At 63.3% G+C, this 11,908-nt stretch carries 9 protein-coding genes; 6 read left to right on the top strand and 3 right to left on the bottom strand.

The genetic code is table 11. The features are described 5' to 3' along the window. Positions 1-555: 555 nt before the first annotated feature. Positions 556-1,323, top strand: coding sequence for an SDR family NAD(P)-dependent oxidoreductase (locus VIG90_RS13205; RefSeq protein WP_331593988.1), 768 nt, complete (start codon positions 556-558; stop codon positions 1,321-1,323). 91 nt (positions 1,324-1,414) lie between these two features. On the opposite strand, the gene VIG90_RS13200 is transcribed toward VIG90_RS13205, so the two are convergent. Further along, the gene (locus VIG90_RS13200; protein WP_331593987.1) at positions 1,415-2,779 is read right to left on the bottom strand and encodes a GGDEF domain-containing protein; all 1,365 of its coding nucleotides are present in this window, start codon (positions 2,777-2,779) and stop codon (positions 1,415-1,417) included. A 422-nt stretch (positions 2,780-3,201) separates the two neighbouring features. On the opposite strand from VIG90_RS13200, the gene VIG90_RS13195 reads away from it, so the two are divergent. Then, entirely contained in the window at positions 3,202-4,137 is a 936-nt protein-coding gene (locus VIG90_RS13195; RefSeq protein ID WP_331593986.1) for a hypothetical protein, read from the top strand. Between the two features lie 10 nt (positions 4,138-4,147). Here VIG90_RS13195 and ppc read toward each other — a convergent pair whose 3' ends face one another. Next, positions 4,148-6,871 carry a phosphoenolpyruvate carboxylase gene (gene ppc / locus VIG90_RS13190; protein WP_331593985.1) on the bottom strand — a complete coding sequence of 908 codons (2,724 nt, stop codon included), beginning with the start codon at positions 6,869-6,871 and terminating at the stop codon, positions 4,148-4,150. Positions 6,872-7,038: 167 nt separating this feature from the next. On the opposite strand from ppc, the gene trxC reads away from it, so the two are divergent. The 4 genes from trxC (at position 7,039) to VIG90_RS13170 (ending at position 11,629) form a co-directional block, all read left to right on the top strand. Continuing rightward, complete coding sequence (gene trxC / locus VIG90_RS13185; RefSeq protein ID WP_331593984.1) at positions 7,039-7,494, top strand: thioredoxin TrxC; 456 nt, start codon at positions 7,039-7,041, stop codon at positions 7,492-7,494. 259 nt (positions 7,495-7,753) lie between these two features. Continuing rightward, complete coding sequence (locus tag VIG90_RS13180; RefSeq protein WP_331593983.1) at positions 7,754-9,187, top strand: PAS domain-containing methyl-accepting chemotaxis protein; 1,434 nt, start codon at positions 7,754-7,756, stop codon at positions 9,185-9,187. A 586-nt stretch (positions 9,188-9,773) separates the two neighbouring features. Next, positions 9,774-11,468, top strand: coding sequence for a sodium:solute symporter family protein (locus VIG90_RS13175; protein ID WP_331593982.1), 1,695 nt, complete (start codon positions 9,774-9,776; stop codon positions 11,466-11,468). A 29-nt stretch (positions 11,469-11,497) separates the two neighbouring features. Next, positions 11,498-11,629: a putative transporter small subunit gene (locus VIG90_RS13170; RefSeq protein ID WP_331593981.1), complete on the top strand. Its 132-nt coding sequence runs from the start codon at positions 11,498-11,500 to the stop codon at positions 11,627-11,629. Positions 11,630-11,678: 49 nt separating this feature from the next. Here VIG90_RS13170 and VIG90_RS13165 read toward each other — a convergent pair. Then, the coding region (locus VIG90_RS13165) for a nuclear transport factor 2 family protein (protein WP_331593980.1) at positions 11,679-11,908 on the bottom strand (230 nt) is incomplete at its 5' end.

Genomic DNA, 11,908 nt, shown 5'->3' with positions numbered 1-11,908 from the left:
ATCTGACCAATCAAATAACTGCGCTCTTCCTCGCTCAACATCAACGGATCTGTTGGGCGCCCCCGGTAGCCAGCCATCACTTCTCTCCCGCTGTTCAGGAGGAGGAATCAATGACAGGAACTTCAGTTCCAGATGACTAGTATTTCCTCCTTTCCAGGTCCCAGGATTTCCACTTTCGGAACTTGGTCCTCCAGCAGAGCATGTCCGGCGCTGCGAGACGCATCGCAGTTGCAATCACCAAGGACAAGAGGACCATCGTTAGTGATAAATGCAGCGTTCGGCTTCACAATAATGAAAATGAGCACTACGACTATTTGTAGTGAAACTGCCTTAATTGTGTTTTATTGAATAGTTACTGAAATTAGGTTTGTTAATATTATTGCTCTTGTTGGAGTTTCGAGGGGGTCGGGGCTGTGCATTCTGGCGCGGCTTGCGGGCTTGTCCCGAGGGGTGGGACAGTGTTGGAAGGCATCCAAGAGGGCTTGCTCTCGCTCCCCATGCGCAATAGTCATTGAGCAATAATATTGCTCAGTTGCACTTGCGCATGGGGGAACCATGGAACTGAACGGATTGGCCGCCATCGTGACCGGCGGCGCATCGGGCCTTGGCGGGGCAACCGCTCGCCTGCTGGCGGAGCGCGGCGCGAAGGTTTCGATCTTCGACCTGAACGCCGAAGTGGGCGAGGCGACCGCCGCCGACATCGGCGGGGCCTTCTTCAAGGTGGACGTGACGGATGACGCGGCGGTGGCAGAGGCGGTGGCAAACGCCGAGGCGCGCCACGGTATTGCCCGCGTGCTGGTGAACTGCGCGGGCATCGCGCCGGCTGCAAAGACCGTGGGGCGCGAGGGCGTGCCGCACGCGCTCGATCTGTTCCGCAAGGCGGTGGAGATCAACCTGATCGGCACGTTCAACGTGCTCTCCAAGGTGGCGGCGCGCATGACCGCCGCCGAGCCGCAGGGCGGGGACGGGGAGCGCGGCGTCATCATCAACACAGCGAGCGTTGCGGCGTTCGACGGGCAGATCGGGCAGGCGGCCTATGCGGCCTCCAAGGGCGGCGTTGTCGGCCTGACGCTGCCGATCGCTCGCGAGCTGGCGCAGCACGGCATTCGCGTCGTCAGCATCGCGCCGGGGCTGTTCCTGACGCCGATGATGCAGGGTTTCCCCGAGCACGTGCAGGAAGCGCTGGGCAAGCAGGTGCCGTTCCCCAACCGGCTGGGCCGTCCGGACGAATATGCCATGATGGTGGAGAGCATTGTGCGCAACCCCATACTGAACGGCGAGACCATCCGGCTGGACGGCGCGATCCGCATGGCCCCGAAGTAAGGGACGCTGCAGGGTTCTGTCAGCGCGGAGGGTGGTGGACCCTCCGCGCGCCCGTTCTTGACCGCAGGGCCAAGCCCTGCCCGAGGGCTGCTCAGTCCGCCACCACCTGATTGCGGCCGGCGTTCTTGGCGCGGTAGAGCGCCTTGTCGGCCTGGTCGATGAGGTATTTGGGATCCGGGTGCCCCTCGTGGGCGGCAAGGCCCACGGATACGGTAACGCGCACGGGTGCGACATCCGGCAGCGAGATCTCGGATTCCTCCACCTTCTGGCGAAGCCGCTCGGCAATGACGAGCGCCCGCTCCTTCGGCGTTTCCACGAGTACGATGAGGAATTCCTCCCCGCCGTAGCGGAACACGAAATCGCTGGAGCGCACCGATTCCAGAATGGTCTCGGCAATCTGCTTCAGGATGATGTCTCCGGTGCTGTGACCGTAGGTGTCGTTGACCTGCTTGAAGTGGTCCACATCCACCATCAGCAGTGACAGCGGCACGTCGCTGGACTTGGCGAGGCTGATCTCGCGGCCGAGCAGCGCGGGCAGGAACCGGCGGTTAAGGGTGCGGGTGAGCGGATCGCGCCCGTTCTCCACCGAGGCCGCCGCCTGGAACAGCGTGCCGAGCAGGAACTTGATCTCTTCCACCTGCGTCTTCAGCTGGGTGATCAGCGCAGGCAGGTCAGGGCCGCCGCTGGCATCGCGGATGGCAGGCAGCAGGGTGTCGTCGATCGCCTGCATGGCGGTATTGATCTGCTTGAGCATGTCAGCGCCCGAGAACAGATGCTTGGCGCGGTGGCGCACCCACAGGCCAAAGGGCGAGGCCGACAGGGTTTCGGACGGGCCGGCGCCGGCGCCAGCCAGCAGGCTGAACAGGACGCTCTGGCTCCACTCCATCAGCGCGGCACGCTGGCTCTCACGCTCCAGCTCCACGTCCTCGCCCAGCGCAAGGTAACGATAGGCCTCGTTCTCCTTGATGACCTCGCGGGCGTTGGTGTCGTAGGCCGAGCTCATGATGCGGACGGCGTGGTCGACCAGTTCGTCCAGCAGGATGATGCTGTTGCCAAGCTCCTGCGGGTCTGCGCAGACGCTCATGATGCGGCGCGCAATCTGGGCCTTGAGCAGGGTGGCCCCGGCCATGACCAGATGATTGGGAATGTTGATGCGGGCGTGTACCTCGCCGATGCGCAGCTGAAGCTGCTCGAACTCCTCCAGCCGGGCGAGGGGGTCCACCGTCACCAATCCGAGCAGCCATTTGCGCAGGGAGCCGGACAGCCGCTCGTGCACCACCGAGTGGGAGAGGAACGCCGAGCTGATGTCATGGTGCATGAAAACGCTGTAGAACACGCTGACGAGTTCCTCAGGGTCCTGCTCGACAGCGGCGGTGATGCGCTTGCGGGCGGCGGCCTTCACGGCGTCTGGCGCGGTTTCCCAGTGGGACAGTCCGAGCGGGGCAACGAGGGTCATGCAACACCCCATGAACAGCGGGCCGCGTAATCGCCGCCGACCACCCGGGAGGAGGAACCGAAAAGATACTGGGCCCGCTTTGGAACCGCCATGGCTTTCACCGCAACACAGACAATAACCGGCCTTCGTCTGCACTTCGGCCGTGTGTTGGTCCTAGCTACTAAAACAGGAAGCTGCAACGCCCAGTTCCGAATTCTTGAATGCATCATTAACTATACCAGACGACCCGGAGGGCCAGATTCCGGCGCAAACTATGCTCTTTTGCGTAGGTCCCGGCAGAAGTGCCCTGCACGCGCGGATGAATTCGCGGGGAACCGGCGGCCTGCTGACCAGCTTCACAGATAAGGGCTGGTGATCCGTGCGGTTCCACCGGGGCGGTTCGCTGAACAGGATCCATTCGCTGAAGCCGCAAGGGGCCGGATATGGAGAAGTTTGTACTGGGCCTGTTGCTGATGCCGATGCTGGTGCTGTGCAGCGGTGCACCGGCTGGGGCGCAGCAGGCCACGCGCCAGCAGGCGGAATTTCCAGTTGCGGACGAGAAGCCGTCCGAGGTGCTTGTAAAGGAAGAACCGCCGGCCGATGGAGGGCGGGTGCGCTTCGACGTGGGGGCCAAGGTGGCCAGCCAGTATATCTCCCGCGGGGTGGCGTTCTCAGAGGAGCCAAGCCTTCAGCCCTATATCACCATGACGGTGGCGTTGCCCGAACTGGCGGGGGGCGTGGTCAGGGACGTGAGCTGGTTCGTCGGCAACTGGAGCAGCCTGCAGAGCGGCGGGCCGGGGCTCGGCCAGCGCAACAGCGGCGATCTGGCGGGCTGGTACGAGGCGGACCTTTACACCGGCATTTCCCTCGGGCTGCCGAACGACCTGAATTTCTCCTTCACCTACTATTACTACCACTCGCCCGCCCACTCCTTTCGGGGCTACAGCGATCTGGAATGGATCCTGAGCTACGACGACACCGGCCGCTGGGAGGGCATCGTGCCGCTTCGGGATTTCACGCTCTCGCCGATGCTGCGGATAACGCAGGAGGTGGGGCGGCCCGGGCGGAAGGACGCGTTTTACGTGCAGCCGTCGCTCACGCCGTCCTTCAACATCGGGAAGGCTGACAATCCGGTGTGGGTGCGGGTGCCGCTCGCCATCGGTTTGTCGGACGATTATTACACGACCTCGAACGGGGGGACCGCCACCTTCGGTTATTTTCGAACCGGCCTGACGATTGCCGGCTCGTTCTTCAGGCTGGGCGCGAACCCGTTCATGGTGGGCGGCGGCGTCGACTTCTGGGTGCTGAACGACAAGGTGGCCAACGGGCTGGACGGCACCGAACTGGTGTGGCGCGCAGGCTTCCGCTGGGCCTTCTGATGGCCGGACATCAGCCCGTATTGCGCAGTCCGGCGGCGATGCCGTTGATGGTGAGCTGGATGCCGTCATGGATGGCCGGGGAGTCCTCCCCGGCCCGGCGGCGGCGGATCAGCTCCACCTGCAGGCTGTTGAGCGGCTCGATATATGGCAGGCGCAGGCGAATGGCGCGCTGGGTGACCGGCGCGTGATCGAGCAGATCGCTTTGCCCGGTGAGCGACAGGAGCGCATCGTGCGTGCGCTGCCACTCTTCCTGAATCTGCCCGAAAATATGGGCGCGCAGATCCTCATCCGGCACCAGCGCGGCATAGTCCGCCGCCACTGCCATGTCTGACTTGGCAAGCACCATTTCCATGTTGGAGAGCGCCGCGCGGAAAAACGGCCAGGCGGCGGTCATCTCCTTCAGGACGCCGGGGTCGGCACAGGCGGTAAGCGCCGTGCCGACGCCGTACCAGCCGGGCAGCATGATGCGCGCCTGCCCCCAGGAGAACACCCACGGTATGGCGCGCAGATCCTCGATTTTCTGAGACTTGGTGCGGCTGGCCGGGCGGGAGCCGATCTTGAGATCGGAAATTTCCGCAATGGGCGTGGCGGCGCGGAAGAAATCGGTAAAGCCGGGCGCATCGTACACAAGCGCGCGGTAGGCGCGGTAAGCGGCCTCGCTCATGGCGGCCAGCGCAGGGCGGAAGCGGTCAAGCTCGCCCCCCAGCGCGGGCGGGTCAAGCGTTGCGAGCAGCGTGGCGGCGGACATGGATTCAAGGCTGGCGGCCCCGACGGCGGGGTTGCCGTATTTGGCGGCGATGACCTCGCCCTGCTCGGTGATGCGGATGCGTCCACCGACCGTGCCGGCGGGCTGGGCGCGAATGGCGGCAAAGGCCGAGCCGCCGCCGCGCCCCACCGCGCCGCCCCGGCCGTGGAACAGCTGGAGCCGCACGCCGTGGCGCTGGAATACCTCGACAAGCGCGCTGGCAGCTTCGTGCAGCGACCAGGTGGAGGTGAGATAGCCGCCATCCTTGTTGCTGTCGGAATAGCCGATCATCACTTCCTGCGTGCCGGTGCCCGCGCGGGCGAGCGCGGCCATTTCCGGCAGCCCGAGAAAGGTGTCCATGACGGAGGGGCCGTTCTGCAGATCAGCAATGGTCTCGAACAACGGCACGGCCATGACCGGGCAGCGGGGCGTATCGCCCGTGCGGTAGAGCCCGCACTCCTTCAGCAGCAGGTACACCTCAAGCAGGTTGGAGACGCCGCTAGTTTTCGAGACGATATACTGGCGCACGCAGGCGGGGCCGAAGCGGGCGTGGGCATCGGCCAGCGTGCGCAGGATGTCCAGCTCCTTTTCGGTTTCCTCGGAATAGCTGAGATACGGATTGTGCAGGAGGCGCGGGTGGCTGAGTTCCTGCCGGAGAAGCCGGATGCGCGCCTCTTCATCGAGCGCCCCGTAATCCGCCTCGACGCCCGCCGCGCGCAGCAGCTCGGCAACGACGCGGGCGTGCACGTCCGCGTTCTGGCGCAGGTCGAGCGTGGCGAGGTGAAACCCGAAGGTCTGGACGGCGGCGATCAGCGCATCAAGCCGGCGATTTTCCAGCGGCGCGGGGCCGGAGGCAAGGGAGGCGCGCACGATGCGCAGGTCCGCCAGAAACTCTTCCGCGCTGGGGTAGGCCGCAGCCACGAGGGTAGTGCGGCGCGGCGGCAGGTCTTCCACCAGGCCGGCGTAGGTGGCGGCAAGGCGCGCATAAATACCGCTGAGCGCGCGGCGGTAGGGCTCGTCCGCCCGGTGGGGAGAGGCATCCGCGCTGCTCTGCGCCAGGCGGTGCAGGTCCGGCGTGACCGGGATCAGCGTCTCCGACAAAGACAGGGCGCCGCCCAGCCCGTGCACCTCTTCCAGATAATGGCCGAGCGCGGTGCGGGCCTGCTGGCGCAGGGCATAGCGCAGGGTTTCCGCCGAGACGTTGGGATTGCCGTCCCGGTCTCCGCCGATCCAGCTGCCGACGCGAAGAAAGGCGGGCAGAGGGCGGTTGCCGAGCAGCGCCTCCCAGCGCTGGTGCAGGCGCGGCAGCACCTCAAGGAAGGTGGTGCGGAAATAGGACAAGGCGTTGTCGATCTCGTCCGCCACCGTGATGCGCACGGCGCGCAAGGGCCGGGTTTTCCAGAGGACGGCGATTTCGCGCGCAAGGTCCGCCTCAAGCTCGGCGCGCGCGTCCGGGTCGCTCTCCCGGTCAAGCTGGGCCATCAGCCGGGTGATGGCGTTCTCCCGGTCGATGACGCTCTTGCGGCGCACTTCGGTCGGGTGGGCGGTCAGGACCGGGGCGATGAGGGCGTGCTCCAGCGTGGCGGCGATGTCCGCCGGCGCGACGCCCTTTTCATGCAAGGCGTTTATGGCCTTCTCCAGCGTATCCGCCCGGTTGTCCTCGTTCACCTGCTGGGCGGCTCTTCGGGCCTGGCGGTCGTCCGCCAGGTTGGAGAGGAGGGAGAAGCACAGGAAACCGCGCACGAAGTTGACCATGTCCTCAAGGCTGAGGGCGTTCAGATGGGCAGCGAGAGCTTCGTCCTGCTCCGGGCCGGGGGAGCGGTGCGCCTCAACCGAAGCGCGGCGGATGGCCTCGGTCTGATCGAAGAGGGACTGGCCGTCAAAGGCGCGGATGGCATCTCCCAGCAGGCGGCCGAGAAAGCGCACGTCTTCCCGGGCGTTGCCGGAGGCGGTGGTGCCGGGGGTCGGGCTCGATGCGGAAGGGGTCATGGTGCGGACCTTTCGCAGGGCGTGGTTCCAGGCGCGGCTTTGGGCGGGGCGCTGCGGCCCCATGACAGGAGAAACGCGGCAGGCAGGGTGCCGGTCTTCCGGTCGGCACCGCAAGGGCTATATTGCAGAGAGACGGTTTTATTCGGGTGGCAGAAGGAACACTCGCCATGGCGCACACGGACAATTTCATCATTGCATGCCCCAGCTGCACCACGCTGAACCGGGTGCCCGCCGCCCGGCTGGCGGACCGGGGTAAATGCGGCAGGTGCAGCAACCCGCTGTTTCAGGGCCGGCCGGTGGAGCTGACCGGCGCGAACTATGAAAAGCACGCCGTCTCCAGCGATATTCCGCTGCTCATCGACTTCTGGGCGGCATGGTGCGGCCCTTGCCGCCAGATGGCCCCCAATTTCGAGGCCGCCGCCGCGCAGCTTGAGCCGCGCCTCCGGCTGGCCAAGCTGGACACCGAAGCCGAGCAGGGGCTAGCCGGGCGTTTCAATATTCGCAGCATTCCAACGCTGGCGCTGGTGCACAAGGGGCGGGAGGTGGCCCGCACCTCCGGCGCGCTGCCGCTACCCGCCATCGTGCAATGGGCGCAAGGGGCGCTTGGGTCCATGCGGCGCTGAATGGCCGGCTGGAAGCGCCAAGTCGCTCCCCCAACAATTATACGCGCGACAAGCATTGGTTTCTGATGCAACAAAAAGCACAGTAGAAATAATTCACTAGCAATAAAAATAATCATGATCATTTGGTGTAAAATGCAGAAGAGGCAGGAGATTTGAGTCAGAATATTAATGGTTCTTAAAGATTCATTGTCTGAATTGCCCCTTCTGCTGTCTTGTTTCGACATCGTACTGAAATAGATTTGAGTAGAGGGGTTTCAGGGTGAAATTCGATGCGTCGATCATGGATGTTATTGCCACCAATATTATGGTGGCAGATAAGGACCTTAATATCCTTTATATGAACCCTGCCGTCATCGCTTTGATGCGAGAGGCAGAAGACGACCTGCGCAAGGAACTGCCGCACTTCAGTGCGGACGCGCTGGTCGGGCAGAATATCGACGTATTCCATAAAAATCCCCAGCACCAGCGTCGTCTTCTGGCCGGACTGACGGAGCAGTACTCAACAACGATACGGGTGGGACACCGCGCGTTTGACCTGCGGGTATCGCCGGTGGAGTTCGGTTTCGTGGTTGAGTGGCAGGACGCTCTCCCACGGTTGATGAATCGTGACTATGAAGCGCAGATCACGGCGATCGGGCGTTCCCAGTCGATTATCGAGTTCGGGCTAGACCAGCGCATCAGCAGGGTAAACGAGAACTTCCTGCAGGTGGTCGGCTATGAGCGGGACGAAGTGATCGGCAAGCACCACAGCTGGTTTCTCGACAAGGAGGTGAGTTCCTCTCCGGACTACGAGGCATTCTGGAGGCGGCTGAACGCAGGCCATTTCGAGAGCGGCCAGTACAAGCTCAACGGCAAGGACGGGCGAACGGCCTGGCTGGAGGCCAGCTTCAACCCCATTTTCGACGAACAGGGACGCGTTTCCAAGTTCATGGCCTTTGCGCTCGATATCACGCCGCAAATCAAGCTGCTGACCGATCTCAAGATCCTGATCGACGAGAATTTCGGAGAGCTGGACGGCCTGCTGGATGGTCTGAACAACGGCGCAAGTCATGCGGCGGCGGCGGCACAGCAGACTTCCAGCGCGGTCTCGACCGTGGCGGCGGCCTCGGAGGAATTCGTGTCCTCGATCCAGGAAATCTCCCGCAGCATGTTCGAGTCCCTGTCGGCAACCGCGCGCGCCGTGAACCAGACAGAAGCTGCCGGAGAAAGCACGCGCCTGCTCACGATGGCTGTGAAGTCGATGGACGGGGTTGTTGGAATGATCCGCAAGGTTGCCAGCCAGATCAACCTGCTCGCCCTTAACGCAGCGATCGAGGCGGCCCATGCGGGCGAAGCGGGCAAGGGCTTTGCCGTTGTGGCCCAGGAGGTCAAGAGCCTTGCGGCACAGGCGGCCAAGGCGACCGAGGAGATTTCCTCAGAGATACGCAAGGTGCAGGAGACGACGGGCGACGTGGCAGGGGCGCTGGAGGCGATCAGCGCTGCGGTTGCCACGGTGAAGGAAAATGTGGCGATTACGTCGGCCGCGCTGGAAGAGCAGAATTCCGTCTCGCAATCCATGTCGAGCGACATGACGAGTACGGCGGATGCCGTGAACACGGTGACGTCCAACCTGCACGCGATTGCCGGTGCCGTTGGACAGGCGGCAGGTGCGCTGGCGCGCACGCGGGAGGCCGCCCAGGTGCTGGTGCGTTAGGCGCGGGCCGGGACAGGGCACATACTCGCCAGACCGGAGATGCACTCCTGCCTAGAGCCTTTTCCGATCTGACTGAATCAGATCGCGGCTCTAAGTTCTTTGTTGGTCGCACTTTCTTAAGCGCAGGGTGTGCACCCTGCTCGAAAGCTGCTCTAAGCGTCGGCTGTCCCGGACAGCCGACGCTTTTTTTCCATCTGAGGCCGTGTGCTTTTTTGCGGCCCGCTTGCGGCGGGATGCCTTGGGCGATGATCGTCTCGGCTATGGGTTCATGCTGTTTGCATTCATAAAAAGTAAACCAATAATAAATCTATCTGATAAATAGAATAAAGCCATGTACGTGGTTCATGAGCCTAAAATACTGGATTCTTTGGCGAGGAGTGTTGTAAACACACTTCCGCGCGATTCGCGCCATTGTGCATGGCATTCATTTTCCACAGGGAAGCAGCAATGCCGCCGGTCCTGCAATTTACAGAGCAGGCCGTTTGGGTGCGCCCTTTATATCTTGGTCGCCCCGTCACTCTACTGGTGATCGCTTTTTCAGGCGCGCCTTCCCTGCGGGCATTTCGTTCGCGAAGAACAGGAGCTGATGAACGGCGTGGGTGAGATTCAATTACAACAACTGGGCGCTCCCTTGACCATCGCCCTGCTGGCTTTCTTTTTCGGCGGCACTTTTCTCATTTCGCTCTCCATCAGCAGACGGAAAGAAAACGCAGACGGCTACATGACCGCCGGAAACGGCATCGGATTTGGCGTGTCGGCCGCCTCCATGACTGCCACGTGGATCTGGGCGGCCTCCATGTATGCCTCGGCCACCTCCGGCTACACCTATGGAATTTCCGGCCCCATCCATTACGGATTGTGGGGCGCGCTGATGATTTTATTCATCTACCCGTTCGGGCGGCGCATTCGCGCGCTGGCCCCGGAAGCGCACACGCTGGCGGAGATCATGTTCGCGCGCCACGGGCGCTCCAGCCAGCTGATGCTGGCGGGCTCGAACGTATTGGGCAGCCTGCTCAGCCTAACCTCCAATTTCATTGCGGGCGGCGCGCTCATTTCCATGCTCTCGCCGATCAGCTTCAGCCAGGGCGTGGTCATCATCGCGGCGGGCGTGCTCCTCTATACGCTGTGGTCCGGCTTTCGCGCCTCGGTGCTGACGGATTTCGTGCAGGTGTGCGCCATGCTGGGCGCGGTGGTGATCATCGTGCCCGCCGTGTTCTTTGCAGCGGGCGGGCCGAGCGTCTTCGTGGAGGGTGCCGGAAACCTGACCGCGGAGCAGAGCACGTTCTTCTCCTCTGACGCCTTTCTCAATCAGGGCGCGCCCTACATCGCGGCCGTCCTGGCCTATGCCATCGGCAACCAGACGATTGCGCAGCGGCTGTTCGCGGTGCGGGAGGACCTGATCAAGCCGACGTTCATCACCGCAACCGTGGGCTATGGCGCGACCATCATCGGCATCGGCATGCTGGGCGTCGTGGCGCTCTATCTGGGCATCGAGCCGATGAACGGTGATGTGAACAACCTCATCCCGCAGCTGGCCTCCACCTATCTGGGGCCGGTGCTGCTGAGCGTATTCTTCATCATGATCGTCGGCTCGCTGGCCTCGACGGCGGACTCGGACCTCTCGGCCCTGTCCTCCATCATGATGGCCGACATCTACGGCCGCAATATTGCAGGCGGGAAGAATGCCAACCCGCGCACGATGCTGTTCGTCGGCCGCATCACCATGATCGTGGCGACGGCGGCGGCGCTCTATTTTGCGGGCGGGCGGATGAATATTCTGGATCTGCTGGTGTTCGTCGGCGCGCTGTGGGGGGCGCTGGTGTTCCCGGTGATCGCCAGCTTCTACTGGGACAAGGTGACGAACGCCGCCTTTACCGCCTCGGTGCTGGCCGCGCTGGCGGTGTTCCTGCCGGTGCGCTTCGGCTGGATTCCGATGGAGGGCGTGACCGGCCTCGTGTTCGATGTGTTTGCCGTCATCGGCATCGGCGTGGTTGCCGGACTGATGGTGTTCGGCTTTTTTGGCGCACGCGCGGGGCGGATCACAGGCACGCTGGCAGCGCTTGCCGCCGCGCCCTTCGCCATCGGCTTCCTGCATGACTACGCGGTCCTGAGCAGTTCGCTGCTGGCCTATGCGGTCAGCACCATCGTCTGCTGCGCGCTGTCCGTCCGCAGCAAGCGCCGGTTCGACTTCCGGCTGATCGCCGCGCGCACCGGGAATTTCGACGAGGAAGATGCCGGGCAGGCCAGTCCGGGCCGGGCGAGACCGGCAACAGCCCGATAAACAGGGCCCCGATAAACAGGAGGTGAAAAATGCAGACGTTTCTGATGGCGGCTTATGTTCTGGTGTGGCCCGCCGTTGTGGCCGGAGTGCTGTTTTTCATCGCCCGCGCCTTTATCCGCGAATGGCGGCAGGCGCGGGAAGACGGCGTGCCCATGATCTAGAGTAGGACCTTAGGATTTTTTGCATCTGCCCCCCAGGGCAGGGCGGCGGTCAGGCCGTTCCCTCGGGACGCTGGCCGCCGCACAGAATATCGGTGATGAGTTCGGTGTCGCAGTATTCGGTCCAGCGGGTGATCTTGCCGTCCCGCAGCTGTGCGAGGAAATGATACTTGTTGTTGTACATCTTGCCCGAGACGTGGCGGCCAAGGGACTCCGCCTCCACCGCCACGCGATCGCCCTCGGCGGTCATGCCGTGGATGGTGAAGGTGATGCCTTCGGGAA

Source organism: Pedomonas sp. (genome assembly GCF_036515995.1).
GTDB lineage: Bacteria > Pseudomonadota > Alphaproteobacteria > Sphingomonadales > Sphingomonadaceae > Pedomonas.
The sequence above is the reverse complement of the archived record's forward strand: the minus strand, read 5'-3'. Positions and strand labels throughout refer to the sequence as shown.